Here is a 25,894-nt window from a genome sequence, read left to right as displayed (position 1 = left end):
TTCGGAGCGATGTTTGCTCCGGAAGTAAATGCCCGGAGAGCCAGTAGTGCACAGTTCAAGCGGATACTCGTGGCCTGATCCAAGTTTGAATTTCCGGAGCACGCAGCCATGGAAGCAGGAAGCCTGAAGGCCTTCATTTTCAAGCGAGGATAGAAACCCGCATTCTGCTAATACGCGGGCAGAAGGTTTTGCTTGATGCTGAACTGGCGTATCTGTACGGCATAACCACTAAACGCTTCAATGAACAGGTCAAACGCAATCTGGAATGCTTCCCGGGCGATTTCATGTTCCGGCTTACAGCCGAAGAAAACACCACTTTGAGGTCGCAAAATGCGACCTCAAACCAGTCTGTCAAGGAACGGGGTGGCCGGCGCTACCTGCCATTCGCCTTCACCGAGCATGGCGCCATCATGGCAGCTACTATCCTCAATTCGCCCAGAGCCACGCAGGTTTCAGTGTATGTGGTACGAGCATTCGTGCAACTGCGCGAGCTGTTAGTATCGAACCGCGAATTGGTACTACGGCTGAATGAGCTTGAAAAGAAGGCCGAACTGATGGCACTACAGTCCGAAACTGATCGGCGTGACAATCAGGAGCAGTTCAGGAGAATCTTACAAACGCTGCGAGAGTTGATGGCGCCCCCAATGCCGGTGAATAAGCGGCCCATCGGATTTGTCACCCCTGACGAATAAGCCACACCATCATCCTGAAGCTGGCCTATACTAGCCCTGTCTCTACAGGGAGCTGGGCCATGCGCAAACTCTTACCGATACTACTGCTGGCAGCGACGGGCGTGCAGGCTGCACCGCCCACGCCCTTGCAGCCTATGGCTTTTCTGGCAGGCCACTGCTGGAAAGGCACTTTCGCTGATGGTAAAACCACGGATGAACACTGCTTCCAGTGGCAGTACGAAGGTCACGTGCTGCGCGATGTGCATACGGTGAGGGCGGCAGGCCGGCCAGACTATGTGGGCGAAACGCTGTACTACTTCGACAGTGCCAGCGCGCAGGTGGCTTTCCTGTATGTGGAGAATGGCGGCGGATATAGTCGCGGTACCATGCTCGCCACCAAAGATGGACTGGATTTCCCCGAAACGGACTATGTGGCAGGAGGCAAGGCCCTGCGCTACCGCGTGCGCTGGACGCCCTCGTCAGCCGATGGCTACGAAGCCCACAGCGAAATGCTGCTGAACGGCCAGTGGACTACGCAGTTCCGCCTGCAAATGAAAAAGCAGTGAGCACAGTTCACTGTGACTCACTGCTTACACTGATGCGACTGAGCTTATACGCCTGACTAGCTGGCCTGCGCCAGCCTTAGGCAGCGAACAGCGTTTCCGCTACGCCCTGTGCGCCGGGTTGCAGCAGCACGACGGCGCCACCCCACTCGGCATCTTCGGGCTTGCCGGAAATGATGGAAGTAACCATCAACGTATCGAGATTCTTGCCGCCGAACGCGCACATGGCTGGTTTGAGCATCGGCACTTCCAGCCGCCTATCCAGCTTGCCGTCCGGCGTGAAGCGCAGCACGCAGCCATCATCATTCCCGCACACCCAGTAGCAGCCATCGGTATCAATCGCTGCACCATCAGGGCGACCGGTCATTGCCGTCATGTCGGCAAACACGCGGCGATTACTCGGTACACCATCGGCGATATCGTAGTCGAAAGCCCACACCATGCGCCGCGCCGGATGCGAATCCGACAGATACATGGTGCGGCCATCCGGCGAGAAGGCCAAGCCGTTCTGGGTCAGCAGTTCCGATACGAACGGTGCGGACAAGCCGCGCGCTGAATCGTAACGATACAACTGCCCGACAGCACGCGCCGCCGCCATGTCCATGAACATGGTGCCGCTCCAGAAGCGTCCCTGCCGGTCGCAACGGCCGTCATTGAAGCGCATCCCCTCGCCCAGACCACTGGCCGGCGCGGCCAGCTTGCGCTGCGCCAGCGCCGTGCAGGCATCGAGTTCCAGCGCGAAGATGCCCGTTTCCATACCGGCAATCAGGCCACCATCGGAACGGGGCGCCACGCAGGCCACCATCTCGTCCGCCACCCAGTAGCGGGTGGCGCCCGTGGCGCCATCGAGCCGCCATACGCGCTGCTGCGGAATATCGACCCAGTACCACGCGCCTTCGCCAGCGTGCCAAGTCGGGCTTTCGCCCACCTTGCAGCTAACGTCGCTCAGGCGTTCCATCTTAGCCATTCCAGACCAGATCGCCGTTCACCACGCGCGGAATGTTCTGCGGGTTGGCGTCGGCCAGCGCTTCCGGCAGCAGATAGGATGGTACGTCCTGGTAGCAGATCGGGCGCAGGAAGCGGTCGATGGCGGAAGCACCCACCGAAGTGGTGCGGCTGTCCGAGGTGGATGGGAATGGACCACCGTGTACCATGGCATGCGCCACTTCCACGCCGGTGCCGAAGCCGTTGAACAGGATACGGCCCACTTTGCGTTCCAGCGTAGGCAGCAGCTTGGCTGCCAGTGCGCGGTCGTCCGCGGTAGCGTGGACGGCCGAAGTCAGTTGGCCTTCCACATGCTCGGCCACGGCCAGCATCTGCGCTTCATCGTCGCACACCACCAGCAGCGAAGTTGGTCCGAAGATTTCGCCCTCCAGTGCAGGGTTGCTGAGGAATTCGCTGGCAGGCACCTGATACAGGAAAGCCTGAGCTGCGCATGGCGCATCAGTGCCCTGACCTGCAGCCTTCTGGCTTACGCCGGCGATACCGGCCAGCGCAGCCACGCCCGTCACATAGGCTTTGTGGATGCCCGGGGTCAGCATGGTGGTGGCTGGCTTGGCGCCTATGGTGCCGCCCACGGCTGCGACGAAAGCATCCAGCTTGTCGCTCTTCAGGCCCACCAGCATGCCGGGGTTGGTGCAGAACTGGCCCGAGCCCATGGTCAACGAGTCCGCAAACGCCTGCGGCAGTTTAGGATTATCGAGTGCACCCGGCAGCAGGAACACCGGATTGATGGAGCTCATTTCGGCATACACAGGAATCGGTTCCTTACGTGCCGCAGCAGTGCGCATCAGCGCAATACCGCCATTGCGCGAACCGGTGAAGCCGACTGCCTTGATGGCAGGATGGGCCACCAGTTCCTGACCGATGGTCTGGCCGGAACCAATCAACAGCGAGAACACGCCTTCCGGCATGCCGCATTCTTCTGCCGCGCGTGCCACAGCTTTACCTACCAGCTCGGAGGTGCCGAGGTGGGCCGAGTGAGCTTTGACCACAACAGGGCAACCGGCCGCCAGTGCCGAAGCGGTATCGCCGCCAGCCACCGAGAAGGCCAGCGGGAAGTTGCTGGCGCCGAATACGGCGACCGGGCCAAGACCGATTTTGCGCAGACGCAGATCAGGACGTGGCGGCGTGCGTTCCGGCAGCGCTGAATCCAGCGTGGCCGACTGCCAGCGGCCATCGCGCACGACTTTGGCGAACAGACGCAACTGGTTGCAGGTGCGGCCACGCTCGCCTTCCAGACGCACTTGCGGCAGACCAGTTTCCTGCATGGCGCGTTCGATCAGCGCAGGGCCCAGATCCATGATGCGGTCAGCGATGGTTTCGAGGAATTTGGCGCGCGCTTCCAGGCCGGTGGCGCGGTACACATCGAAAGCCTGCTCGGCCAGTTCGCAAGCGCGTTGCAGATCTGCCGCACCAGCCAGACCAAAAGCTGGTTCGATTTCCGCATTACGCGATGGGTCCACCGCTTTCATCGTGCCTTCCTTGCCGAAAAACGCGCTACGGCCGATGATCATTTCGCCTGCAATTTGCATAAAGCCTCCGTAAATTTGTTCCCGGGTGTAGTCAGACCACACCCTGCTTCATCATGAATTGTGCTGATTGCTGCAACACCTGCGCGGTGTTCAGCATAAAGTGCTCGCCTATGTTGCGCACATACGGCTAAAGGGCCGCAGGCCGCAAACTAAAACGCCAGCGTCAGTTTCCGCAAAGGCGAAACCAACGCCGGCAAGTATACTCCGCTATCGCAAACTGGTGCGATCAGGGCTGCTGATATTGCGGACCGGGTACGACGAAACCACCGCCCTGATAAAGCGTGGCACGATCATCGGCGGCCGGATAGTTACCCGTGGGCGGGAACTTGTCGGCAAACTGCAGCGAGCTGTCTTTCGGTCGGAAGCCCAGATGTTCGGCCTTGCTGTTATCCCACCAACTAGCCGGATTGTTGGATGCGCCAAACAGGATGGTGTGCCCTACGCGCGGTGCGAACAGCGAGCAGCGCAGCGACTCCACCAGATCGTCGTAGCTGAACCATGTCACCAGCATGCGCGGATTGACAGGCTCGGGGAACGACGAACCGATACGCAGGCAGACCGTTTCGATGCCCACGCTGTCATAGTAGTAGCGCGACAGCGATTCACCGAAGCACTTGCTCACGCCATACAGGCTGTCCGGACGCATCGGGCTATCAGCGTCGATGTAGTCAGTGGTCTTGTAGAAGCCTATGGTGTGGTTCGAACTGGCAAACACGATGCGCTTGATGCCGTTCTTGTGCGCTGCTTCGTACAGGTTGTAGGTACCGGCGATATTCGCCGCCATGATGTTTTCGAACGTGTTTTCGGTCGAGATGCCGCCGAAGTGCAGCACCACATCCACGCCTTCCAGCAGCTTGATCACGGCCGCCTTGTCGGCCAGATCGCAGCGCACCACTTCCTCGCCCTCACCGGCTGGCGCCATTTCGCCGATATCGGACAGGCGCACCACATCGGCCCAAGGCTTGATGCGTTCGCGCAGTATCTTGCCCAGACCACCGGCCGCGCCGGTCAGCAGTATCCGTTTAAATGGTTTACTCATTTTTCACCCGAAGTTAAACCGCACCGCGCGGCCAGTTGCCGCAGCGGTGCGCAAAGACATTGAAACCGGCGCAGGCTTATTGCGCGCCTTGTTTGCGGATCAGTTTATCGAGCATATCGCATTCTTCAGCCGTCAGGTCGGTCAGCGGTGCACGCACCGGGCCGGCGTCGTGGCCAACCAGACGGGCGCCCGCCTTGACGATGCTGACCGCGTAACCGGCTTTGCGGTTGCGGATTTCCAGATACGGCAGGAAGAACTCGTCCAGCATGCGGTTCTGCTCGGCGTGATTGTCCGATGCCACGGCGTGGTAGAAGTCCATCGCCAGCTTCGGCATGAAGTTGAACACGGCCGACGAGTACACCGGCGTGCCCAGCGCCTTGTAGGCGGCAGCATAGACTTCCGCCGTCGGCAGGCCGCCGAGGTAGCTGAAGCGGTCGCCCATGCGGCGCCAGATCGACACCATCAGTTCGATATCGCCCACACCATCCTTGAAGCCTATCAGGTTAGGGCAACGGTCGGCCAGTTTGGCCAGCGAGTCCGGCGTCAGGCGGCAATTGGCGCGGTTATACACCACCACACCGAGACGGGTGGCTTTGCAGACCTGCTCGACGTGCGCGATAAGACCATCCTGGCTGGCTTCCGTCAGATAGTGCGGCAGCAGCAGCAGACCGTCAGCGCCCACGCGCTCGGCTTCGCGGGCATAGGCTGCCGCGACGCGGGTCGGGCCGCCGACTCCGGCCAGGATCGGCACTTTACCGGCGCAGGTATCCACCGCGGTCTTGATGATGTCGGTGTATTCGCTAGGCTCCAGCGAGAAGAACTCGCCCGTACCGCCAGCGGCGAACAGCGCGCTCGCGCCATACGGCGCCAGCCACTCGAGGCGTTCAATATAGGTCGACTTGCGGAAATTGCCTTCCGCGTCGAAGTCGGTCACCGGAAACGACAGCAGTCCGGAAGAGAGAATTTTTTTAAGGTCATTCGGTTGCATACAGTCTCCAGTGTGTGAGGTGGCTATGGGCGCGCCGTTTTTGCGCCTTGTTGTATGACATCGTACAACTATATCGAAACGCAGGCAAGCGATTTAGCAAAATCTCCCGCCGCGTCAAAAATTCGTGGTTTTCAGGCGTCCTTGGATGCCATGCCCTCCTGCGCACGGCGCAGGCGTTCACGGCTATTGCTCAGGTGGGTGCGCATGGCGGCACGGGCCGCTTCTGCATCTTTGCGGGCAATCGCGTTGTAAATGTCTTCGTGCTCGCGGTTCAGGCGTTCCAGATAGACATTCGGGTCGTCATGGGCCAGTTGGGCCGAATCGACGCGGGCACGCGGGATGATGGTATGCCCCAGATCGCTGAGGATATCGACGAAATAGCGGTTGCCGGTGGCTTGCGCAATCAGCAGGTGGAAAGCTACATCGGACTCCACCGAGCCGGGCCGGCTCTGCGATTCCTGTATGCGCTTAAGCACCGCGCCCATTTCCGCGACCTGCGCCTCGCTACGCCGCGTCGCCGCCAGCCACGCTGCTTCCGTCTCCAGACTGATGCGCAGCTCGAGTATCGCCAGCACATCGGCAATGGTACGTATGGTTTCGGAAGAAATACGCAGACTGGCAGCGGGCGGCTCCAGCACAAACGTGCCGATGCCGTGGCGGGTCTGCACCAGCCCGGCTGCCTGCAGATGGGAAATCGCTTCGCGCACCACGGTGCGGCTGACGCCATGCATTTCCATGATGACGGATTCGGTCGGCAACTTTTCGCCGGGCTTGAGCGTACCTGCCTGTATGCTGCTGGTGATGGCCGCCACCACGCCCTGGGCGAGATTGCGGTGCTTCTTCACGGGCGCGGCAGGCAGGCTACCAGGCTGGGCAAAAGTCTGATTCATGGCGATGATAGGTTGTATGATGACCGTTAGCATACACGCTAAGCCAGGCCAGAGAAAGAGGCAAGCAGGCGGTGGGCAAAATCAGGCCAGCAGGGCGGCGCTCATGGAAGCGGCATCCTCGGCCGATTCTTCCAGTATCTGGGCCAGTGCCACATTGCCATCGATGAATTCGGCCAGGCTGGCGTGGGCAGGTTCGGTGGCCAGCGGCGAAGGCACGGGCGCCAGCGCACGCGCTACCAGCAGCGTATCGCGCAAGCCTATCGGTGGCGGCATCAGGCTGGCGCCACGCAGGGCCACGATGGCCTGGCTGACGGGCTCCGGTATCGCCATTTTCTTCATCATTTCGCGCGTGATGATTTCCTGTGCTGCGCCCTGCCACTGCTCGGGATGTTCGAGCAGGCCGGGCAGCTCGTCGGCGCAGGACAGCAGATAGAAGCCGCCCGCCTCGTGCACGATGGCGGCAAACAGCGCCGTGTCGGGATCGGTATGGGTCAGCTTGCGGCCGATGATGTAGGACAGTGCGGCTACATGGGCCGTGTGCTGCCACAGTTGATCGGCCTTGGCGCGCAATTCGGGATCGTTGATGCGGTTGCCGAATTGGCGCACCACCATCGAAGCGGCCATCGAATACAGATGGCGGAAACCCAGCCGCTGCACAGCGACCCGCACATTGGTCACGGGGCTGTTGCTGCGATTGAAGGCCGCCGCATTCGACAGCGCCACGGTACGCGCCGCCAGCTGCGGCTCGGCCAGCACCTTGCGGATCACGTCTTCCATTTCGCAGTCAGGATCGGCCAGCGCCAGCTGCAGGCGCAGGGCGGCATTGACGCTGGTAGGGAATACCAGTTCACCGCGCTCGGCGCGACTCACGACTTCCGCATAATCCTTGAGCTTTTCCATAGCTTGATTATAGCCTTAGCCAGCGCGCAAGGATTATTCCGTGAAGAAACTCTCTACAAAATGTGCAGAAATTGCCACTATCACGATAAATCTGTGGGAAAACGGCAATTCCTGCAATTCTCGTTATCAAGCCGTTAAGGAAAACACTTAGTTCCCCAGATTCAGCGTCAGCGCGGTAGCACCATACACGGGGCTCACATTGCTGAAGCCATCCACGCTGATGCTGGCATAGCGGCCTTTCAGGCTGCCTGCCGTCAGCACGGCCAGACTATCGCCCGCCTTGGGCTTGTAGCCGCTGGCAAAGCGGATGCGCAAGCTGCCGCCACCCACCGTGGCCGTACCGGCTACGCTGAGGCTGCCCTGCCCGTTCGCGCCCAGCACCAGTTCCGTCGTGGTGGCGCCCGTCAACTGGGTATATTTGCCGGCCAGCTTGAGCGCCTGCGCTGCGGCCACCGTCAGCGTGCCGCCGCTCACATACACGTCGCCCGTACCGAAAGCCGTGGCCGACTCGGCCTGCAGGCCACCAGCCGTCAGCTCTACCCCGCCGCTCCAGCTATTGCTGCCAGCCAGCTTGAGTACACCCGTGCCCTGCTTGACCAGTTTGCCCGTGCCGCTGATGTCGTTGCGCCAGCGGTCGGCCGCATTGAAGCCGCCTTTGCTGGCATCCATTGCGATCACCACGTTGCCCGTGAAGCCAGCATAGCCATCGGCTGCAGCGAACAGATTCAGCCGGCCCCAGCCTTCCGCATCATCCATCACGGGATAGCCCGATGCCAGCGCCGTGGTTTTCAGCACCACGCGGCGCTGCGCATCGCTCAGATAAGGCTGGCGGGTTTCCAGCAGCACTTCCGCACCTTTCGGCACCACGGCCGCCATATTGGTAGCGGCGATAGGCGCGAAACCGTAAGTGCTGCGGCGTACATAGTTGGCCTTGTTGACGCTGTAATCCGCAAAGCGGTCATTCGCCACCGTTCCGGACTGGGCAAACGCGGCAAAGCTATCGGCATTGGTGCCGGTAGCCGCCATCAGCGTGGCATGGGCTTGGGTAACGGCAGCAGCCTTCTTGGCAGCATTGGCCGGATCAACCAGATTGGCCGCAGCGCTGGCCTGACCGAGGATGCGGCCACTCAGCACGTCCAGCGGCGAGTGCATGCCGGCAAAAATACGCGATTCGCCCAGTTCCAGCCCGCGGCTGAGGATTTCCTGATAGCGCTCGGGCAAGGCATAGGCCATCGCCACCGCATCGCGCACGGCTTCGGCCGAGTGCCCGCTGGTGTAACCACCGTCCGTGGCAGGCGTGCTGCTCTTGGCCGGCAGCAGTGCCGGCAGCACCTGCACGCTGCTGCTCCAGCGGTAAGGACGGGCATATTTGTAGAAGCGCTTGGCCGGTTCGGTGGACGCGTTATTGCCCACCAGATTGACCAGATCCACCACATTGCCAAACGCCGCGTTGGCACTGCCGCCCACGCCGGTATTGTTGCCGCCATCGTTGTACAGCACCGTGCTGGCATCGGCCGGGACATTGTTGATGGTGGTGGTCTGCTGGGCCGCCGTACGCCACGCCGCCGTCAACGGGCCCAGACCTTCCGTCACGCTATAGCCTTTGCCACGGCGGTCATCCAGATAAGCTTGCACGGCCTGAGCTTCGGTGCGGCTGGCCGTTGCCGTTACCACGTAACCGATATTGGCCGCGTGCACGGCAGCGTTGAGCACCATGCCATCCGGCGTGCCGTCGTTCGGTACGCCGCTCCATTTCGAGGCCTGCACGGCAGGGAAGCCATCCACCGCAGGCGCGGTCACGCCGGCATCGACGATTTCCGTCAGCGGTTTCCAGATCTGCAGGAAGCCACCCAGCACGCGCACGCCGGCATTGGTCGCCAGCGTGGCATAGCGGGCATCGCCGCGCTGATTGGTGGCAGCCGTATCGACAAAGGCGGTGACGGCAGGGACAGGCACCACTTCCGCCGCGCCCTGATCTGCCGGAGCTGAAGGGATGACCAGTGGCTGGTCTTCAACATTCGAGCCGCAGCCGCTCAAAGCGAGCGCAATGCTGACGGCCATAAACATAGGACGGGGCTGGAAAGGACGCATAGAGATTCCGTTACTGTTGGTTAAAGTAGCGGAACGGTAACATCGCGATATGACATAGTTGTTACACGTCATATGACATGCAAATTGCACATCAACTTTCTCTCGCAGCAACTCCGACAATAAAAAAGGCAGCGGGAAAACTTCCCCGCTGCCAAGGGCGACTACAAAACCGGATTACAGATGGGCGGCTATCTGCGGCAGCAATTCATCAAAAGTGCGGCCTTTGCCGTTTTCACCGATCGCATGCATTTTCCATTCGCCGTTATGGCGATACAGCTTGGCCATGATCTGCGCCGAGTGCGGTCCCTGCACGGACAGGTTGAAGCGTGCCACTTCCTTGTGCTGGCTGGCGTCGAGCAGGCGGCAGTAGGCGTTTTCCACCTGTGCAAAGCTCTGGCCCGTAAAGCTGTTGACCGTGAACACCAGACTCTTGACGGAGGCTGGCACGGCATTCAGATCGACATTGATCTGCTCATCATCGCCATCGCCGGCACCAGTGCGGTTATCACCCGTATGCTGCACGCTGCCATCGCGGCTGCGTAGCTGACGGAACCAGATCACATCGACCGGACGGCCGCCTTCATCGAACATCACGCACGAAGCATCCAGATCGACCGCTTCCGTCTTGGCGCCAAAGCCGAAGAAACCCTTGCTCTTGATGGCATCCCAGCCCAGCCCCATGGTCACACGGCCGAGTGCCGCGCCACCGCTTTCCTTGGCCAGCGAAATCTTCTGGCCCTTGCTTAAATTAACCGTCATTGCTGACTCCTTGAATACGTTTATTGCTGTGCGCCGCGCTGCGCCCACAACTGGAAGGCAGCACGATTGCGCGAACAGATCAGAATCTTGCCCTGCCCCGAGAAGCGCAGCACCATGCCTTCGCCGCTGGTCTGGCTATTCACCAGATTGCCGAGGAAGCCGCCGCTACTGCCGGTCGTGACCGAAATCTCGTAGCGCAGCGAGCTATCCCATGCCACCACGTGGGCGTTATCGATGATCATGTCGTTACCGGGCGTGACCTCGAGCTGCGAGATCGCGCCGAAGCCCGACACTGCCACCTGCCCCACACCGGCCGTCTCGGTGATGAAGAAACCGCCGCTCTGGGCAAACAGTGCATTGCCCAGACTCTGGGTACGCACTTTCAGTTCCACCTTGTCGCTGGCCGCCACGAATGCGCCGTCGCTCAGCAGATACTGGCGCGCGCCCACATCGAGCACCTGCATGGCACCGGGCAGGCGTGGCGCCAGCAGACAGTCGCCGCCGCTACGCACGGCTTCGATATGCTGCTGGAAGAAGGACTCGCCGTTGGCGAAGCGGCGCATCAGTGCCGCACCGAGGCCGCCGGTTATCTTGCCTTTCAGATCGAGGCCCGCTTCCATCATCACCATCGCGTCGGATTCGCAATAGATCTTTTCGCCATGCGCGAGCGATACATGCAGGAAGGGATCAATGTCACCGGTAATCGAAAATACAGGCATGATAAAGTCCCCTTCCGCTTAAACGCGTACGCCGAACGATGCCGCCAGTGGGCCCAGACCGCCCTTGTAACCCTGACCGACGGCCTTGAATTTCCAGTCGCCGCCATAGCGGTAGACTTCACCGAAGATCATGGCCGATTCGGTCGAACCGTCTTCCGACAGGTCGAAGCGGGCGATCTCGCCGCTGTTGGCTGCATTCACGCAGCGGATGAAGGCGCGCTGCACCATGCCGAAGTTCTGGTGGCGCTCGTCGCCTTCGTGGATGGTGGCGCAGATAGCGATGCGCTCGACTTCGGGCGGAACGCGGGTCAGGTCGATAGTGACGGTTTCGTCGTCGCCATCACCGGCGCCGGTGCGGTTGTCGCCCGAGTGCGCCACCGACTGGTCGGCCGATTTCAGATTGTTGTAGAAGATGAAGTCGTTATCGGCACGTACCTTGCCATCGACTTTGAGCAGGAAGGCCGAACCATCGAGATCGAAGTCCTTGCCGTCGGTGCTGCGCACGTCCCAGCCCAGACCGATGACGACCTTGTTGAGGCCAGGAGCTTCTTTGCTCAGATTGACGTTACCACCTTTTTGCAGACTGATTGCCATGATGTGTTACTCCTAAAAGAAACAGCGGACTAATTTTTACTACAGGCGGCGTGCCGTGTCCGTTTTTAACGGCGCGCCGTATTCTTTACATGCCTCGGTTCAAGCCGTGAGCGCCGCAGCTTCCTGCTGGCGACGGTGGCGTACCGAGGACCACAGCGAGGCAGCGATAAAGGCCACGCCGATCAGACCCGTGAACAGCTCCGGAATGTGGTACTTCATACTGGCCAGCATGATCGCGGCGAGGATACCGATGGCGTAGTGGGCGCCATGTTCGAGGAAGACAAATTCGTCGAGCGTGCCCTTCTTCACCAGATACACCGTCAGCGAACGCACAAACATCGCGCCGATGGCCAGGCCCAGCATGATGATCACCACGTCGGTGGTAATCGCAAACGCGCCGATCACACCATCGAAACTGAACGAAGCATCCAGCACTTCCAGATACAGGAAGCCACCAATACCGCCCTTCTTGACCATATCGCCGACATTGCTGCCCTCCTCTTCCTTCTCCAGCAGGTTGCTGATCGCATCCACGCCGACGTAGATCAGAATGCCCCACAGACCCGAAATCAGCACCACCAGCTTCTGTGCTTCCGCCACCAGACTCATGGAGCCCAGCAGCACGCCCATGGCGATCATTACCGCAATCGACGACACCTTGCCCAGCGCGCCCAGCTTCTGCTCGACGTGGCCCAGCCAGTGCACTTCCTTCTCGTGGTCGAACAGGAAGTTGAGGAATACCAGCAGCAGGAACATGCCGCCGAAGGCTGCCACTTCCGCATGGTGATTGGTCAGGTGCATGGAATAAGTCTTCGGATCATTGAGCGCCAGATGCCACACATCCGTGATGCCGATATCTGCCGCCACGGCCACGATCACCAGCGGGAACAGCAAACGCATACCGAACACGGCGATAATGATGCCCACGCCGAGGAACAGCTTCTGCCAGTAGTCGTCCCAGGTTTTAAGCACGGAAGCATTCACCACCGCGTTATCGAACGACAGCGACACTTCCATCGCTGCCAGAATCGCGGCAATGCCGACGGCCGACAGGGCACCGCCCCAGCCGCTTAATTCGAATCCCCACCAGCCCGCTGCTGCCAGACACAGCGCAGTAACGAGAAAAGACACTTTGAAGTGCTTCATGTTTTACTCACATATTGTTTTAACGATGGGACGCAGTGTAGAGAAAAACAGGATTTTAAAAAATAGAAGATAATTGAAGCGTTACTTCGAAAAAACAGAAGATATGAAAACTTCGGGACTGAATTTCCGCCATCTGTATTTCTTCTACATGGTGGCCAAGGAAGGTGGCGTCACGCGTGCAGCCGAGCGGCTGGGGCTGGCCGTGCAGACCATCAGCATGCAGCTAGCCCTGCTGGAACAGAGCATAGGCAAGCAGCTGCTGGAGCCGCAGGGGCGCCGGCTGGTGCCGACCGAAGCCGGCAAGCTGGCGCTCAATTATTGCGAGCAGATTTTCCTGCTGGGCGACCAGTTGCAGGATGCGCTGGAAGCCTCCGATGCCGGTACCATGCGCCTGACAGTGGGCATTTCCGATTCGCTGCCCAAGCTGGTGGCCTACCGTCTGCTGCAGGCCACCCAGCAGCTGGATCAGCAGGTAAGGCTGGTATGTATGGAAGATGAATTCGAATCGCTGCTGGCCGATCTGGCGCTCGGCAAGCTCGACGTGGTGCTGACCGACCGCACCGTGCGCGCGGGCGGCAGCCTGAAAGTCTTCAGCCATTTGCTGGGCGAAAGCGATATGCAGCTCTATGGTACGCAGCAGTTGGCGCGGCGCTACCGGCGCAATTTCCCGGCCAGCCTGCACGGTGCACCGCTGCTGCTACCGACCCGTAACAACGCACTGCGCGGGCGCATCGATGCCTGGTTTATCGAGCACGGGGTCAGGCCCGAAATCGCCGGCGAGTTCGAAGACAACGCCATGCTCAACACCTTTGGCCGTAACGGCATGGGGCTGTTCTTTGCGCCAGCGGCGCTGGAAGCCGATATCAAGGCCCAGTTCGGAGTGGTACTGGTGGGCCATGCGCCGGAGCTGCGCGAACAGTTCTATGCCATATCCAACGCGCGCAAGATCACCCACCCCGCCATCGAGGCGATACTCAACACCGTGCATGACGGTCCATTCAGCGTCAGCGTTTAAGTCAGGGATTTAGAGCAGCGGCGTGAGGCTGTGGCGGCAGGTTTCCAGCAGCTTGCGCGCAGTCTGCAACTGGCGCTGATACGGCAGCATGGCACTGCCCTCGCCGCCAGCGGGCACGGGCCGCAGCAGTGTATCGATCTGCTGCAGCGCGCGGAAGCAGTCCAGCAGAGCTTCGAAATCCGTCACCACCTGCCGGCCCACGCCGGCCGCACGCACGCGCAGGCGCGCCGTATCGATCAGCGCGAGTTCGGCATCGAGCGTGAGCGGCGCATGCAGCGCGATACCGCACAGCGAGGACAGCAGCATGGCAAACTCGTTACGCGCCCGCGCGTAGCCATAAATGATCTGCCCTATGCTCTGGTAATCAGCGGTTTCCATGTGCGGTAGTCGATAGCATTTTTATAATTACCCCACTATACCGCAAGCCCTTGCGCCAATTTACACACATTGTTGCAGTCCACCCTTTTTAGCGGGAATGGCAACAGTCGGCTAAGATACTGGTTTTTACACTGCTGACGGTCGCCGTCTTTCTATGCAAAACCTACTGCTTGTCGTGCTGGCCCTGATTCTGGTTGCTCTCAACGGATTCTTCGTGGCCGCCGAATTCGGCATCGTCACTCTGCGCAAAACCCGTGTGCGCGCCATCGCTAAAACCCAGGGCCTGCGCGGCCGCATACTCGCCACCGTACACGGCGAACTGGATGCCTATCTGTCCGCCTGCCAGCTCGGCATCACGCTCGCTTCGCTGGGTCTGGGCTGGGTAGGCGAACCGGCTTTCGCCGGCCTGCTCGAGCCGCTGCTGTCGCTCATCGGCATCAGCTCGCCGGAGCTGGTGCACGGCATCGCCTTCGTATTCGCGTTCGGCGTAATCTCCTTCCTGCACATCGTGGTCGGCGAACTGGCACCCAAGTCGCTGGCGATCCGCCTGCCGGAAGCCGTCAGCCTGTGGAGCGCGCTGCCGCTGTACGGCTTCTACTGGGCCATGTATCCGTTTATCTGGGTGCTCAATGCCAGCGCCGCCATGGTACTGGGTCTGGCCGGCCTGTCCGGCAAGGGCGGCCACGACAGCCACTATTCGATCGACGAACTGAAACTGATCCTGCGCACCAGCCAGCCCGGCGAAAACTTCAATCAGGAAGAGCGCAAGATACTGGCGCACACGCTGGACCTCAGCGATATGTCGGTATCCGACCTGATGCGGCCAATTAACGAAGTAATCGCCCTGCATGCCAGCCGCACCTTGCAGGAAAACCTGGACACCATGCTGCGCAACCGCTTCAGCCGCTATCCCTATTACGATGAGGATGGCGAGACGGTGCTGGGCGTGATCCACCTGAAGGATCTGTTCTTTGCCCAGCAGTCCGGCAAGCCGGTGACCGACCTCGTGCCCTTCCTGCGTCCGGTCGAAACCATCGCCGCGCGTACGCCCGCGCTGGAACAGTTCCGCCGCTTCCGTGACGGTGCGCCCCACTTCGCCCTGATCGGCGAAAAAGGCAAGCGCCCGCTGGGCTTCGTCACGCTGGATAATCTGCTCGGTGCCATGGTGGGGGAAATCCACGACGAATTCCGCCTGAATGAAAACGACTGGCTCAAGCAGCCGGACGGCACCCTCGTCGGCAAGGCCAGCCTGCCCATCGTCTCGCTCGAGCGGGCACTCGGCATCGATATCGAAAACGAGGAGCTGGGTATCGAAGACGTGGAATCGGTGGGCGGCCTGCTGATGCTCAAGCTCGGCGATATTCCTAAACAGGGCCAGCGCATCAGCTTCAAGGAATTCGATATCGTGGCGCGCAAGATGAACGGCCCGCGCATCCTGCTGGTGAAAGTCATCCCGCGCGACGACACCGACGATCACGCCGAACACGACTGACTCCTAGCCCGCTGCTGCGCGCCAGCCGGTACAAACCGGCGGCGCGATTGAAGTCCCAAGCAGCGCCTATTGCGGCGCCGGTGCGCTCCAGTTATTCAGCAGGCCCAGTGCCACGGCCAGCAGTGCCGGCCCGATAAACAGGCCGACAAAGCCGAAGGCCAGCACGCCACCCGTCACGCCCAGCAGCACAAGGATGAATGGCAGGCTGCTGCCACGGCTGATCAGCATGGGCTTGACCACGTTATCGACACTGCTGATCAGGAAGAAGCCCCACACCAGCATGAAGATGCCCCAGCCAGTCTGGCCCGCATCGAACAGATAGATGGCAGCGCCACCCCATACCAGCGGCGGCCCTACCGGCACCAGCGACAGCAGGAAGGTAGCGGCCGACAGCAGCGCCACGGCCGGCACACCGGCGATCAGGAAGCCGATAGCGGCCACGCCAGCCTGCGCCAGCGCCGTACCCAGCAAACCATACACCACGCCGCGCACGGTACGGCTGACCGTCTCCGTTACTAGCTGGCCCTGCGGGCCGATCAGGCGCTGCATGGCCGTCTGCAGCGTTTCGTGCAAGGCTGCGCCATCGCGGTACAGGAAGAAGCTGACAAACACGGCCAGACTGACCTGGGCCACACCGCTGCCCAGCACCACGCTGGCACCGAGCAGCAGACGACGCGCCGGTTCCAGCAGATTTTTGGCCAGATTGAGTAATTCTTCTCGGCTGCCCAGCAGCTTGCGCAGATAGTTATCGGCCGCCTCACCCAGCAGTGGTATGTCTTTCAGCCATGCGGGTGGCGCCAGCGTGCCGCCATCCAGACTGGCCTTTATATGGTCGTAGAACACGCTGATGTTGTCGGCCACATTCCACGTCACGGCCGTCAGCGGCGCGATGATTAGCAGGGTCAGGGCCACGCTCATGATGGCAGCGGCCAATGAACGGCGCTGGCGGCAGCGCGCCAGCACATACAAATAGACGGGCCAGCTGGCGATGGTGATCGCGGCAGCAAACAGTATCGCAGCCAGAAACGGCCGCAGCACCGCCACACAGCCCACCAGCAGCAGGACGATGGCGGCCAGACGGGTGTAGGGCTGGTAGCGGTCGTGCATGGATCAGGACTGGGCCAGCAACAGCTTCACGTCATGCACCACCGAAGCCGGGCCCTGGCCATTGCGCACCATCAGGCGGATCTTGCCCTGACGGTCGAACACATAGCTGGCGGCCGTGTGGTCCATGGAATAACTGCCCGGATTCTTGCCCGGCACTTTGGCGTAGAACACCTTGAATTCCTTGGCCACGGCGGCAGTCTGCTCGGCCGTGCCATACAGGCCGATGAAGCGCTTGTCGAAGGTCGGCACATATTGCGCCAGCAGCGGCTGGGTATCACGCTCGGGATCGACAGTGACGAACAGCACCTGCACCTGATCGGCCTGCGGGCCCAGCTCCTGCATCACCTGCGCCATTTCCGTCAGCGTGGTCGGGCAGACGTCGGGGCACTGGGTATAGCCGAAGAACATCACTACTACCTTGCCTTTGAAGTCGCCCAGTGTGCGCGACTTGCCCGTGTGGTCGGTCAGGGCGAAGTCCTTGGCGTAGGCCAGCCCCGTCAGGTCGGTGTTCTGGAATGCCACCTTCGGCGCGGACGATTTGTTTTCACCGCAGCCAGTCAGCACAGTCAGGGCCAGGGCAAGGGCGGTAGAGCCCACAGCAAACAGTTTTTTCATATTTTGAAGTAGTGGTCCACCAGCAGAGCGGCGAACAGCAGCGACAGATAAATAATGGACCAGGTGAACGCCTTGCGTGCAATCAGGTCGGTGTAATGACGGTAGATTTTCCAGGCGTGGTGCAGGAACACGGCATTCAACACGATGGCGCTGACCAGATAGATCAGGCCCGACATGCGTACCGCATACGGCATCAGCGTGGTGGCCGCCAGCGCGATCGAATACAGCCAGACGTGGAAGCGGGTGAACTGCATGCCGTGTGTAACGGGCAGCATGGGCAGGCCGGAACGCGCATAGTCATCGCGGCGGTACATGGCCAGTGCCCAGAAGTGCGGCGGGGTCCAGACGAAGATGATCAGCACCAGCAGCCAGGCCTGCATGGGCACATCGTTGGCCACGGCAGCCCAGCCCAGTGCCGGCGGCATGGCGCCGGACAGGCCACCGATGACGATGTTCTGCGGCGTGGCCGGCTTGAGTATCATGGTGTAGATGATGGCGTAGCCGACGAAGGTGACAAAGGTCAGCCACATGGTGAGCGGGTTGACCAGCGTGTAGAGTATCCACATGCCGGCGCCGCCGATCACGCCAGCAAACACCACCGTCTGCATGACCGTGATTTCACCGAGCGCCATCGGGCGGCGCGCGGTACGCGCCATGCGCGCATCGATTTCACGCTCGGCCAGACAGTTGACGGCAAACGCCGCGCCGGACAGCAGCCAGATGCCGGCCGTGGCCGCGATCAGCAAGCGCCAGTCGGGCATGCCATCGGTCGCCAGAAACATGCCGATCACGGCGCAGAACACCGCGAGCTGGGTCACGCGCGGCTTGGTCAGCGCCCAGTACTGGGCGGCACGGCTAGGAAGCTTGGAAGAGACAGTCTGTGTGGTCATGAGGGGGTGTTATCTTTGCGGCCATGTTGCGCATGCGCGGCTGCAGTGGCATTAGTAGCAAGGGCCAGCGCAAACTGGCATTTTGCCTGATAGTTTAACATGGTCAGCCACAGCACCAGCAGCGCCGCACCGGCGTTGTGCAGCACCGCGATGGCCAGCGGGAAGTTCAGATAAATGGTGGCGATGCCCGTGGCCAGTTGCAGCAGCAAGGTCAGGGCCAGCCAGCGCGCCGTGCGCTGCAGCGCCGCATGCTGCCACGCGCGCCAGGCCGTGTAGCCTGCCACCATGGCCAGCAGCAGGCCGAAATTACGGTGTACCCAGTGGATCGCCGTCAGCGCGGAAAATGGCAGGTAGTGGCCGGCCGCCGTTTTGCCCAGCGCGCGCCACAGCGTGAAACCATGTTCGAAGTCCATAACCGGCACCAGCTCGCCACCACACAGCGGGAATTCGGTACAGGCCAACGTGGCGTAATTGGTACTGGTCCAGCCGCCCAGCGCCAGTTGCACCAGCAGCAGCGCCGCCGACAGGCCGGCCAGCCAGCGGATGCGGCGCATGGCCGGCGGCGAAGCGGTCAGCGTGCGCGCGGGTGTAATCAACTGGTCCTGGCGGCAGCCATACCACACCAGCAAGGCCAGCAGCCCCATACCCAGCAGCAGATGGGTGCTGACGATTACGGGCTGCAGTTTCAGTGTGACGGTCCACGCGCCGAACGCGCCCTGCAGACACACGGCAAAAAAAAGCAGCGTAGGAATCAGCGGTGCATAGTCGGCCCGGCGTGCGGCCGGCGTGGCTGCACTGCGACGCCACTGGTACCACGCCTGCGCCAGCATCGCCACGATCAGCACGCCGATGGCCATGGCCAGATAGCGGTGGATCATCTCTATCCATGCCTTGAAGACGGTGACGGGGCCGGTCGGCATCAGCGCTTCGGCCGCGATGATTTCCTCATGGGCGAGGAAGGGATTGGCCGCGCCATAGCAGCCGGGCCAGTCCGGGCAACCGAGGCCAGAATCGGTCAGGCGCGTAAACGCGCCGAACACGATCAGGTCGAAGGTGAGGAACACCGTCACCCACACCAGCTTGCGGTATTTGCTGACGTCGGACGAAGTCCACACCAGCGTCAGTGGCAGCAGCGCCACCAGCAGGGCCGTTACGGCCATCTGGGCCAGAGTCAGATGCATGATGAGCCTATTTAACCTATGGCGGAAGCCTTGAGCAGTTTGGCGATATCTTTATGCACGCGCTTCACCTGCTCGATATCGCTCGATACGGCGCCTTTGGGGAAGCGCATCATCAGATTGCCCAGCGGGTCGATCAGGTAGACATGATCGGCCGCCTGATCACCGTGCGCTTCGGTGGGCAGCCAGCGCGCCACCACATCGGCCGGTGCGCGCAACATGCGCGTGCCATCGTTCACGCGCAGCAGCATGGTATCGAGCGGCTGCTGGTCGGTAATCAGCCAGACCCGTTCGATGCGTTCCATTTCCTTGCCCTGCATGGTGCGCAACTGGCGCATGGCAAACAACTGGTCCTGACAGGCTTGCTGGCAATCGGATGGCCCCACTTTCAGCATGATCCACTTGCCCTTGTACTGCTCCAGCGTCTGCGGCTGGCCATCCAGCGTGGTGCTGGCCATGGCCGGTATCGGATGCTGGCGCGGATCGATCAGGCTACCGGAATTGGTGGCGCCACCCTGCGGCTTGATCACGTAATAGGTAAAGTAGGAAGCCAGCAACGGTGCAGCACATACGGCCAGCACGGCCAGCAGCTTCAAACGGTTAATCTGCTTTTTTTCCACGTCTAAATCCATTCACAACAAAGAAGACAACGGCCATTGCCGACAGCGCATACCACTGCAGTGCATAGCCCTGATTTTTTTCCACCCCCAGCGCCGGTGCCGGCCAGTCACGTACCAGACTGGCATCGTCACCCGCCGGCTGGGCCGCAGCGTGCTGCTCGACCACGAAAGGCTGCATGGTCAGGCCGCTATCCTTGGCCAGTTGCAGCGGATCGACATTCGAGACGATGGCGCCCGGCGTGAGTGGCGCGGCACTACCGAGCTCCATCACATGGCCGGTGCCAACTCTGGCCAGCCCGGTCAGCGTCACGGGACCGGCCGGAGTAAGCAGCGCCGGCAGGCGGTCGCGCTGCTGCGCGTCGCGCGGCACCCAGCCACGCATCACCAGCACGTGCATGCCGCTGCCCGTCAGGCGGAACGGCATCAGCACATAGAAGCCGGCACGGCCCTGATACGGCCGGTTATCCAGATACAGCGGCCAGTTACGGACAAATTCGCCCTCCAGTTGCACGCGACGGAATTCCACCGCTTCGGCTGCCAGCGCCGCGCCATCCAGCCGCAGCGGCGCCGCATGCTGGCCCTGCTCGAGCTGGCTCTGCATCACCAGCTTCTGTGCCGCTCGGCGCTGCTGCCAGTTGCCTAGCTGTATGCCCAGCGTGACCACCAGCACCGTCGCGATAAACGGAATTAGCTTAAAGCGGAAGCGAATACGCATTACAATGAGTTCTCCCTTTCCTGACATTTAACCACTGCCGCCCACATGAAAATCGTTGTCGCCATCGCCTTCATCCTGATCATCGGCAGCCTCGCCTCGGCATTTTTCTTCCTCATGCGTGACAAGGGCAAGACGAATAATACCGTGCGCGCGCTCGCTGTGCGTGTCGGACTGTCCATAGCGCTGTTTGCCGCCCTGCTGCTGGCCAACAAGCTCGGTTACATCCACCCCACCGGCATCCGCACGTAGCGCGCGCCTGGCGCTAAAAAAACAGCCGCATCCGGGCTTCCCCGCATGCGGCTTTTTTTGTCGCTACAGCGACCGCAGCGCAGGCGCTGCGGTCAGCACACTCTCGGCTTACAGCCAGTACACCACAACGTACAGGCCGAGCCAGACTACGTCCACGAAGTGCCAGTACCATGCTGCACCTTCGAAGGCGAAGTGGTTTTCCGGCGTGAAGTGGCCTTTCAGTACGCGCAGCAGCACCACCGACAGCATGATCGCGCCCATGGTCACGTGGAAGCCGTGGAAGCCGGTCAGCATGAAGAAGGTGGAACCGTAGATGCCCGAAGTCAGCTTCAGGTTCAGTTCGGTGTACGCATGGTGATATTCGTAAGCCTGGAAGCCCATGAACACGGCACCCAGCAGCACGGTAGCGAACAGCCAGAAGGCGGTTTTGCCGCGCTCGCCCGCACGCAGTGCGTGGTGCGAAATGGTCAGGGTCAGGCCCGAGGTCAGCAGCAGTGCCGTGTTGATGGTCGGGATAGGATACGGACCCATGGTCTTGAATTCCTGCACCGTACCGGCCGGCCCCGTGTTGCCCCAGTGTGGCACGAAATCAGGCCAGATGGCTTTGTGATCGAGATCGCCCAGCCATGGCATGGTGATGGAACGCGCATAGAACAGCGCACCGAAGAAGGCACCGAAGAACATCACTTCGGAGAAGATGAACCAGCCCATGGACCAGCGGTAAGAGTAATCGATACGCTGGCTGTACTGGCCGCCTTCCGATTCGCGGATAGCGTCACCGAACCAGCAGAACAGCACGGCCAGCGTGGCTGCCAGACCGATGTAATTCACGGTCGGACCCCAGGACACATCATTGACCCATGCCGACGCGCCTATCATGGTGGTCAGCAGCGACATACCGGCCATCAGCGGCCACTTGGATGGACCTGGCACAAAATAGTACGGTGCCGCAGCGTTATGTGAACTCATCTTCATCTCCTCACTTTTTCGAGTGTGCTTCGTTTTATTTTAAAACTACATATTTGACGATGGTGATCAGGGTGCCGATAAAGCAGGCTACGGCGATCAGCGCTGCAATGATGATGTGCAGCGGATTGAGTTTCGCTTCGTCGCTGTCGAAATCGCTTTTGCGGCGCAGGCCGAAGAACGACCAGATCACCGCTTTCAGCGAATACAGGAACGAGGCCTGCTTGTTCGATTCCATGCCACCCCTTAAGCCTTAGCGTGCTGCTGTTTTTTCCAGTCCACCCACTTCAAAGAAAGTGTAGGACAGGGTAATCGTTTTCACATCCTTGGGCAGAGCCGGATCGATGAAAAACACCACCGGCATCTGCTTTGCTTCGTTGGCCTGCAGGGTCTGCTGCTTGAAGCAGAAACACTCGACCTTTTTAAAATGCGGCATGGCGTTCTGTGGTGCGTAGCTCGGTATGGCTTGCGCACTCACGGGACGGTTGAGCGTGTTGACCACTTCATACATGGCCGTTGCCAGTTCGCCCGGATGCACGGTCATGCTGTGCGTCACAGGACGGAAACGCCACGGGCCTTGCGCATTGCCGTCGAACTCCACCACCACCTGACGCGTGGTATCGATCTGCGTATTTACCGGCGCGCTCACCGTGCCGTCTTTCTGTGTCAGCACATTGATGCCCAGTGCTTCGCAGATCTGGCGGTAGAACGGATTGAGCGCGTAGGCAAAGCCGAACATCAGAATCGCGACGACGATCAGCTTGCCCAGTAAAGTGCGGTTCAGACCACGGCTGGCTGCTTCGTCGCTCACGTTAGCTCAGCCACATGCGTTTAACGAATACCGACACGAAGAAGAACAGTGCCAGACCGGCCAGCAGCCAGCCGGTACGGGCGTTGTTCGTCTTTTTGCTAGGCTGGTTCACGATTACTTCACCTGTGGCGGGGTTTCGAAAGTATGGAACGGTGCCGGCGAAGGCACGGTCCACTCCAGACCTTCGGCGCCTTCCCATGGCTTGGCTTCGGCTTTTTTGCCGCCACGGATGGTCGGCAGCACGACGAAGAACAGGAAGAAGGCTTGCGACAGGCCGAAACCGAAAGCACCGATGGTAGCGATCGAGTTGAAGTCGGTGAACTGGGCCGAGTAGTCGGCATAGCGGCGTGGCATACCGGCCAGACCCAGGAAGTGCATAGGGAAGAAGGTGATGTTAAAGGTGATCAGCGACGCCCAGAAGTGGAACTTGCCCATGCCTTCGTTGTACATATGGCCAGTCCATTTCGGCGACCAGTAGTAGAAGCCGGCGAACAGGGCGAACAGCGAGCCGGCCACCAGCACGTAGTGGAAGTGGGCCACCACGTAGTAGGTGTCCTGCAGCTGGATGTCGATCGGGGTCACGGCCAGAATCAGGCCGGTGAAGCCGCCGATGGTGAACACGAAGATGAAGCCGACGGTGAACAGCATCGGGGTCTCAAAAGTCATCGAACCCTTCCACATGGTAGCGACCCAGTTAAACACTTTCACGCCAGTCGGTACGGCGATCAGCATGGTGGCGTACATGAAGAACAGCTGCGACGTCACTGGCATACCGGTGGTGAACATGTGGTGGGCCCACACGATGAAGGACAGAATCGCAATCGACGCGGTGGCGTACACCATCGAAGCGTAGCCGAACAGTTGCTTGCGGGCGAACGCCGGCAGGATCTGCGAGACGATGCCGAAGGCCGGCAGAATCATGATGTACACCTCTGGGTGACCGAAGAACCAGAAGATGTGCTGGTACATCACCGGATCACCGCCGCCGGCGGCGTTGAAGAAGGAAGTACCGAAGTGACGGTCGGTCAGGGTCATGGTGATAGCACCGGCCAGCACAGGCATTACAGCGATCAGCAGGTAGGCAGTGATCAGCCAGGTCCAGCAGAACATCGGCATCTTCATCAGCGTCATGCCCGGTGCGCGCATGTTGAGGATGGTGACGATGATGTTGATCGAACCCATGATGGACGAGGCGCCCATCAGGTGCATGGCGAAAATACCCATGTCCATGCCGATACCCATCTGGCTCGACAGCGGCGCGTACAGGGTCCAGCCGGCCGCCGTGGCACCGCCCGGCACGAAGAAGGAACCGGCCAGCAGCAGCGCTGCCGGTGGCAGCAGCCAGAACGAGAAGTTGTTCATACGGGCAAACGCCATATCGGATGCGCCGATCTGCAGCGGGATCATCCAGTTAGCGAAGCCGACGAAGGCTGGCATGATGGCGCCGAACACCATCACCAGACCGTGCATGGTGGTCAGCTGGTTGAAGAACTCGGGCTGGAAGAACTGCAGGCCCGGCTTGAACAGCTCGGTGCGGATCATCAGGGCCAGTACGCCGCCCGACATCAGCATAATCAGCGAGAACCACAGGTACAGCGTACCGATATCCTTGTGGTTGGTGGCAAACAGCCAGCGCGACAGGCCATGTGGATGGTCGTGCGCGTGGTCGCCATGGTGATCGTGCGCGTGATCTAAAGTGCTAGTGCTCATTTGTAACGCTCCTGATTACTTACGTGCAGCCACAACTTCGGCTGGTTGGACGATGTTTTCGGCGGCCTTGTTCGACCAGCTATTGCGGGTGTAGGTGATCACCGCAGCAATATCCGTATCCGACAGTTGCTTCCACGCTGGCATCTCCGTGCCATATTTACCGCTCTTCTTACCGTGCAACAGCACGTTAATCTGTTCCGCTTTCGGGCCCGTTACAACAGGCGAGCCGTCCAGTGGCGCGAAGGTGCCGGGCATGCCCTTGCCGTTGGCCTGGTGGCAGGCTACGCAATTGGCGGCATATACTTTTTCGCCCTTGGTTTTCAGTTCGTCTATCGTCCAGGTCTTGCTCGGATCATCGGCCAGTGCGGCCATTTCTTTTTTCTTGGCAGCGACCCAGGCGCTGTAATCGGCATCGCTGACCACACGCACCACGATAGGCATGAAAGCGTGTTCTTTGCCACACAGTTCCGAGCAGTAACCGCGGAAGGTGCCCGTGTGTTCCGATTTGAACCAGGTATCGCGCACGAAGCCGGGGATCGCATCCTGTTTCACGCCGAAGGCGGGAATCGACCACGAGTGGATCACGTCGTTGGCCGTAGTAACCAGACGGATTTTCTTGTTGACCGGCACAACCACTTCCTGATCGACTTCCATCAGGTAGTTGTCGCCACGTTTTTCGGTCGGCTCGAAGCCGGGCGCGCCCACTTGCGAACGCGGGGTGGACAGGTTGGACAGGAAGGAAATGCCTTCGCCCTCGCCTTTCAGGTAGTCATAGCCCCATTTCCACTGCATGCCGGTGACCTTGATGGTGATGTCGGCATTCGAGGTGTCTTTCATGCCCACCACGGTGCGCGTGGCTGGCAGTGCCATTCCGATCACGATCAGGAAAGGCACCACGGTCCAGGCGATCTCGACGGCGGTGGATTCATGGAAGGTCGCCGGTTTGTGACCAAGCGACTTACGGTGTTTGAAGATAGAGTAGAACATCACGCCGAACACGCCGACGAAGATGACCAGACAGACCATCATCATCCACGTGTGCAGACTGTAGATTTCCGATGCAATCTGGGTTGCCGGCGGTTGCAAATTCAGTTCGCCGGCGACAGGTCCGCCGGTACCGCCCGTAGCTGACGTATAACTGCCTGCCGCTTCAGCCGCCCACGCTGGGACGCTGGCTGCCATTGCGGCTGCCATCACTGACAGTCCGAGCATCAACGATGGAAGTCGTTTCGCATGTTTCATGTTGTCCCCAAC

29 protein-coding genes are annotated in these 25,894 nt (G+C 60.5%); 5 read left to right on the top strand and 24 right to left on the bottom strand.

Annotation, left to right across the window (positions count from 1 at the left end):
• Nucleotides 1–89: 89 nt before the first annotated feature.
• Together GM655_RS08915 and GM655_RS08910 are read left to right on the top strand one after the other, a co-directional pair.
• Complete coding sequence (locus tag GM655_RS08915) at nucleotides 90–692, top strand: ORF6N domain-containing protein (protein ID WP_371866783.1); 603 nt, start codon at nucleotides 90–92, stop codon at nucleotides 690–692.
• A 59-nt stretch (nucleotides 693–751) separates the two neighbouring features.
• The gene (locus GM655_RS08910; protein ID WP_155434328.1) at nucleotides 752–1,237 is read left to right on the top strand and encodes a hypothetical protein; all 486 of its coding nucleotides are present in this window, start codon (nucleotides 752–754) and stop codon (nucleotides 1,235–1,237) included.
• Nucleotides 1,238–1,313: 76 nt separating this feature from the next.
• Here the strand turns inward: GM655_RS08910 and GM655_RS08905 are convergent, their stop codons facing one another.
• The 11 genes from GM655_RS08905 to GM655_RS08855 all read right to left on the bottom strand — a co-directional run bounded on the left by GM655_RS08905 (nucleotide 1,314) and on the right by GM655_RS08855 (nucleotide 12,894).
• Entirely contained in the window at nucleotides 1,314–2,192 is an 879-nt protein-coding gene (locus GM655_RS08905) for an SMP-30/gluconolactonase/LRE family protein (protein WP_155434327.1), read from the bottom strand.
• Between the two features lies 1 nt (nucleotide 2,193).
• Nucleotides 2,194–3,768 carry an aldehyde dehydrogenase (NADP(+)) gene (locus tag GM655_RS08900; RefSeq protein WP_155434326.1) on the bottom strand — a complete coding sequence of 525 codons (1,575 nt, stop codon included), beginning with the start codon at nucleotides 3,766–3,768 and terminating at the stop codon, nucleotides 2,194–2,196.
• 226 nt (nucleotides 3,769–3,994) lie between these two features.
• Nucleotides 3,995–4,807 (bottom strand): NAD-dependent epimerase/dehydratase family protein, encoded by an 813-nt coding sequence (locus GM655_RS08895; RefSeq protein WP_155434325.1) that lies wholly within the window; start codon nucleotides 4,805–4,807, stop codon nucleotides 3,995–3,997.
• Nucleotides 4,808–4,883: 76 nt separating this feature from the next.
• Entirely contained in the window at nucleotides 4,884–5,795 is a 912-nt protein-coding gene (gene kdgD, locus GM655_RS08890; RefSeq protein WP_155434324.1) for a 5-dehydro-4-deoxyglucarate dehydratase, read from the bottom strand.
• Nucleotides 5,796–5,926: 131 nt separating this feature from the next.
• Nucleotides 5,927–6,685, bottom strand: coding sequence for a FadR/GntR family transcriptional regulator (locus GM655_RS08885; protein ID WP_155434323.1), 759 nt, complete (start codon nucleotides 6,683–6,685; stop codon nucleotides 5,927–5,929).
• Nucleotides 6,686–6,766: 81 nt separating this feature from the next.
• Nucleotides 6,767–7,585: an HDOD domain-containing protein gene (locus tag GM655_RS08880; RefSeq protein WP_155434322.1), complete on the bottom strand. Its 819-nt coding sequence runs from the start codon at nucleotides 7,583–7,585 to the stop codon at nucleotides 6,767–6,769.
• Nucleotides 7,586–7,732: 147 nt separating this feature from the next.
• Nucleotides 7,733–9,676, bottom strand: a complete 1,944-nt coding sequence (locus GM655_RS08875; RefSeq protein WP_155434321.1) for a phosphatase PAP2 family protein — start codon at nucleotides 9,674–9,676, stop codon at nucleotides 7,733–7,735.
• A gap of 174 nt (nucleotides 9,677–9,850) precedes the next feature.
• Nucleotides 9,851–10,435, bottom strand: coding sequence for a TerD family protein (locus GM655_RS08870; protein WP_155434320.1), 585 nt, complete (start codon nucleotides 10,433–10,435; stop codon nucleotides 9,851–9,853).
• Between the two features lie 20 nt (nucleotides 10,436–10,455).
• Entirely contained in the window at nucleotides 10,456–11,154 is a 699-nt protein-coding gene (locus GM655_RS08865) for a TIGR00266 family protein (RefSeq protein WP_155434319.1), read from the bottom strand.
• A gap of 18 nt (nucleotides 11,155–11,172) precedes the next feature.
• Nucleotides 11,173–11,748 carry a TerD family protein gene (locus GM655_RS08860; protein WP_155434318.1) on the bottom strand — a complete coding sequence of 192 codons (576 nt, stop codon included), beginning with the start codon at nucleotides 11,746–11,748 and terminating at the stop codon, nucleotides 11,173–11,175.
• Between the two features lie 99 nt (nucleotides 11,749–11,847).
• Entirely contained in the window at nucleotides 11,848–12,894 is a 1,047-nt protein-coding gene (locus GM655_RS08855; protein WP_155434317.1) for a DUF475 domain-containing protein, read from the bottom strand.
• 103 nt (nucleotides 12,895–12,997) lie between these two features.
• Between GM655_RS08855 and nhaR the strand changes: the two genes are divergently transcribed.
• A complete protein-coding gene (nhaR, locus tag GM655_RS08850; RefSeq protein WP_155434316.1) occupies nucleotides 12,998–13,909 on the top strand; it encodes a transcriptional activator NhaR in 912 nt (303 codons plus the stop codon).
• A gap of 9 nt (nucleotides 13,910–13,918) precedes the next feature.
• On the opposite strand, the gene GM655_RS08845 is transcribed toward nhaR, so the two are convergent.
• Nucleotides 13,919–14,287, bottom strand: a complete 369-nt coding sequence (locus GM655_RS08845) for a hypothetical protein (RefSeq protein ID WP_155434315.1) — start codon at nucleotides 14,285–14,287, stop codon at nucleotides 13,919–13,921.
• Nucleotides 14,288–14,441: 154 nt separating this feature from the next.
• On the opposite strand from GM655_RS08845, the gene GM655_RS08840 reads away from it, so the two are divergent.
• Entirely contained in the window at nucleotides 14,442–15,779 is a 1,338-nt protein-coding gene (locus GM655_RS08840; RefSeq protein WP_155434314.1) for a hemolysin family protein, read from the top strand.
• Between the two features lie 66 nt (nucleotides 15,780–15,845).
• Here GM655_RS08840 and GM655_RS08835 read toward each other — a convergent pair whose 3' ends face one another.
• From GM655_RS08835 to GM655_RS08810, 6 genes are read right to left on the bottom strand one after another with little or no spacing between them, the layout of a single operon-like run.
• Nucleotides 15,846–16,886 carry an AI-2E family transporter gene (locus tag GM655_RS08835; RefSeq protein WP_155434313.1) on the bottom strand — a complete coding sequence of 347 codons (1,041 nt, stop codon included), beginning with the start codon at nucleotides 16,884–16,886 and terminating at the stop codon, nucleotides 15,846–15,848.
• Nucleotides 16,887–16,889: 3 nt separating this feature from the next.
• On the bottom strand, nucleotides 16,890–17,501 hold the full coding sequence (locus tag GM655_RS08830) for an SCO family protein (protein WP_155434312.1): 612 nt from the start codon (nucleotides 17,499–17,501) through the stop codon (nucleotides 16,890–16,892).
• Nucleotides 17,498–18,391: a heme o synthase gene (gene cyoE, locus GM655_RS08825; protein WP_155434311.1), complete on the bottom strand. Its 894-nt coding sequence runs from the start codon at nucleotides 18,389–18,391 to the stop codon at nucleotides 17,498–17,500. Before cyoE ends, GM655_RS08830 begins: the two co-directional genes overlap by 4 nt.
• Nucleotides 18,388–19,572, bottom strand: a complete 1,185-nt coding sequence (locus tag GM655_RS08820; protein WP_229632479.1) for a COX15/CtaA family protein — start codon at nucleotides 19,570–19,572, stop codon at nucleotides 18,388–18,390. The genes cyoE and GM655_RS08820 overlap by 4 nt, the downstream gene beginning before the upstream one ends.
• Nucleotides 19,573–19,583: 11 nt before the next feature.
• On the bottom strand, nucleotides 19,584–20,201 hold the full coding sequence (locus GM655_RS08815) for an SCO family protein (protein ID WP_155434310.1): 618 nt from the start codon (nucleotides 20,199–20,201) through the stop codon (nucleotides 19,584–19,586).
• Nucleotides 20,170–20,904 (bottom strand): SURF1 family protein, encoded by a 735-nt coding sequence (locus GM655_RS08810; protein WP_155434309.1) that lies wholly within the window; start codon nucleotides 20,902–20,904, stop codon nucleotides 20,170–20,172. The genes GM655_RS08815 and GM655_RS08810 overlap by 32 nt, the downstream gene beginning before the upstream one ends.
• A gap of 45 nt (nucleotides 20,905–20,949) precedes the next feature.
• Between GM655_RS08810 and GM655_RS08805 the strand changes: the two genes are divergently transcribed.
• On the top strand, nucleotides 20,950–21,153 hold the full coding sequence (locus GM655_RS08805; protein WP_155434308.1) for a twin transmembrane helix small protein: 204 nt from the start codon (nucleotides 20,950–20,952) through the stop codon (nucleotides 21,151–21,153).
• A gap of 108 nt (nucleotides 21,154–21,261) precedes the next feature.
• Here the strand turns inward: GM655_RS08805 and GM655_RS08800 are convergent, their stop codons facing one another.
• The 6 genes from GM655_RS08800 to coxB are packed head-to-tail and all read right to left on the bottom strand — an operon-like array spanning nucleotide 21,262 to nucleotide 25,882.
• The gene (locus GM655_RS08800; protein ID WP_155434307.1) at nucleotides 21,262–22,122 is read right to left on the bottom strand and encodes a cytochrome c oxidase subunit 3; all 861 of its coding nucleotides are present in this window, start codon (nucleotides 22,120–22,122) and stop codon (nucleotides 21,262–21,264) included.
• A 34-nt stretch (nucleotides 22,123–22,156) separates the two neighbouring features.
• On the bottom strand, nucleotides 22,157–22,357 hold the full coding sequence (locus GM655_RS08795) for a DUF2970 domain-containing protein (protein ID WP_155434306.1): 201 nt from the start codon (nucleotides 22,355–22,357) through the stop codon (nucleotides 22,157–22,159).
• Between the two features lie 15 nt (nucleotides 22,358–22,372).
• Nucleotides 22,373–22,930 carry a cytochrome c oxidase assembly protein gene (locus GM655_RS08790; RefSeq protein WP_371866758.1) on the bottom strand — a complete coding sequence of 186 codons (558 nt, stop codon included), beginning with the start codon at nucleotides 22,928–22,930 and terminating at the stop codon, nucleotides 22,373–22,375.
• Between the two features lies 1 nt (nucleotide 22,931).
• Nucleotides 22,932–23,042, bottom strand: a complete 111-nt coding sequence (locus GM655_RS22945; RefSeq protein WP_308807406.1) for a cytochrome oxidase small assembly protein — start codon at nucleotides 23,040–23,042, stop codon at nucleotides 22,932–22,934.
• Nucleotides 23,043–23,044: 2 nt separating this feature from the next.
• A complete protein-coding gene (gene ctaD, locus GM655_RS08785) occupies nucleotides 23,045–24,640 on the bottom strand; it encodes a cytochrome c oxidase subunit I (RefSeq protein ID WP_155434305.1) in 1,596 nt (531 codons plus the stop codon).
• Between the two features lie 15 nt (nucleotides 24,641–24,655).
• Nucleotides 24,656–25,882: a cytochrome c oxidase subunit II gene (gene coxB, locus GM655_RS08780; RefSeq protein WP_155434304.1), complete on the bottom strand. Its 1,227-nt coding sequence runs from the start codon at nucleotides 25,880–25,882 to the stop codon at nucleotides 24,656–24,658.
• Nucleotides 25,883–25,894: the final 12 nt, after the last annotated feature.

The sequence above is a fragment of the Pseudoduganella danionis genome (assembly GCF_009720775.1).
In the GTDB taxonomy this organism is placed as follows: domain Bacteria; phylum Pseudomonadota; class Gammaproteobacteria; order Burkholderiales; family Burkholderiaceae_D; genus Rugamonas; species Rugamonas danionis.
This window is presented reverse-complemented; position numbering and strand designations above follow the sequence as displayed.

Bases quoted from the DNA above. Each gene is read 5' to 3' on its own strand.
- GM655_RS08910 (WP_155434328.1), top strand. From the start codon at position 752: ATGCGCAAACTCTTACCGATACTACTGCTGGCAGCGACGGGCGTGCAG.
- GM655_RS08905 (WP_155434327.1), bottom strand. From the start codon at position 2,192: ATGGAACGCCTGAGCGACGTTAGCTGCAAGGTGGGCGAAAGCCCGACT.
- GM655_RS08900 (WP_155434326.1), bottom strand. From the start codon at position 3,768: ATGCAAATTGCAGGCGAAATGATCATCGGCCGTAGCGCGTTTTTCGGC.
- GM655_RS08895 (WP_155434325.1), bottom strand. From the start codon at position 4,807: ATGAGTAAACCATTTAAACGGATACTGCTGACCGGCGCGGCCGGTGGT.
- kdgD (WP_155434324.1), bottom strand. From the start codon at position 5,795: ATGCAACCGAATGACCTTAAAAAAATTCTCTCTTCCGGACTGCTGTCG.
- GM655_RS08885 (WP_155434323.1), bottom strand. From the start codon at position 6,685: ATGAATCAGACTTTTGCCCAGCCTGGTAGCCTGCCTGCCGCGCCCGTG.
- GM655_RS08880 (WP_155434322.1), bottom strand. From the start codon at position 7,585: ATGGAAAAGCTCAAGGATTATGCGGAAGTCGTGAGTCGCGCCGAGCGC.
- GM655_RS08875 (WP_155434321.1), bottom strand. From the start codon at position 9,676: ATGCGTCCTTTCCAGCCCCGTCCTATGTTTATGGCCGTCAGCATTGCG.
- GM655_RS08870 (WP_155434320.1), bottom strand. From the start codon at position 10,435: ATGACGGTTAATTTAAGCAAGGGCCAGAAGATTTCGCTGGCCAAGGAA.
- GM655_RS08865 (WP_155434319.1), bottom strand. From the start codon at position 11,154: ATGCCTGTATTTTCGATTACCGGTGACATTGATCCCTTCCTGCATGTA.
- GM655_RS08860 (WP_155434318.1), bottom strand. From the start codon at position 11,748: ATGGCAATCAGTCTGCAAAAAGGTGGTAACGTCAATCTGAGCAAAGAA.
- GM655_RS08855 (WP_155434317.1), bottom strand. From the start codon at position 12,894: ATGAAGCACTTCAAAGTGTCTTTTCTCGTTACTGCGCTGTGTCTGGCA.
- nhaR (WP_155434316.1), top strand. From the start codon at position 12,998: ATGAAAACTTCGGGACTGAATTTCCGCCATCTGTATTTCTTCTACATG.
- GM655_RS08845 (WP_155434315.1), bottom strand. From the start codon at position 14,287: ATGGAAACCGCTGATTACCAGAGCATAGGGCAGATCATTTATGGCTAC.
- GM655_RS08840 (WP_155434314.1), top strand. From the start codon at position 14,442: ATGCAAAACCTACTGCTTGTCGTGCTGGCCCTGATTCTGGTTGCTCTC.
- GM655_RS08835 (WP_155434313.1), bottom strand. From the start codon at position 16,886: ATGCACGACCGCTACCAGCCCTACACCCGTCTGGCCGCCATCGTCCTG.
- GM655_RS08830 (WP_155434312.1), bottom strand. From the start codon at position 17,501: ATGAAAAAACTGTTTGCTGTGGGCTCTACCGCCCTTGCCCTGGCCCTG.
- cyoE (WP_155434311.1), bottom strand. From the start codon at position 18,391: ATGACCACACAGACTGTCTCTTCCAAGCTTCCTAGCCGTGCCGCCCAG.
- GM655_RS08820 (WP_229632479.1), bottom strand. From the start codon at position 19,572: ATGCATCTGACTCTGGCCCAGATGGCCGTAACGGCCCTGCTGGTGGCG.
- GM655_RS08815 (WP_155434310.1), bottom strand. From the start codon at position 20,201: ATGGATTTAGACGTGGAAAAAAAGCAGATTAACCGTTTGAAGCTGCTG.
- GM655_RS08810 (WP_155434309.1), bottom strand. From the start codon at position 20,904: ATGCGTATTCGCTTCCGCTTTAAGCTAATTCCGTTTATCGCGACGGTG.
- GM655_RS08805 (WP_155434308.1), top strand. From the start codon at position 20,950: ATGAAAATCGTTGTCGCCATCGCCTTCATCCTGATCATCGGCAGCCTC.
- GM655_RS08800 (WP_155434307.1), bottom strand. From the start codon at position 22,122: ATGAGTTCACATAACGCTGCGGCACCGTACTATTTTGTGCCAGGTCCA.
- GM655_RS08795 (WP_155434306.1), bottom strand. From the start codon at position 22,357: ATGGAATCGAACAAGCAGGCCTCGTTCCTGTATTCGCTGAAAGCGGTG.
- ctaD (WP_155434305.1), bottom strand. From the start codon at position 24,640: ATGAGCACTAGCACTTTAGATCACGCGCACGATCACCATGGCGACCAC.
- coxB (WP_155434304.1), bottom strand. From the start codon at position 25,882: ATGAAACATGCGAAACGACTTCCATCGTTGATGCTCGGACTGTCAGTG.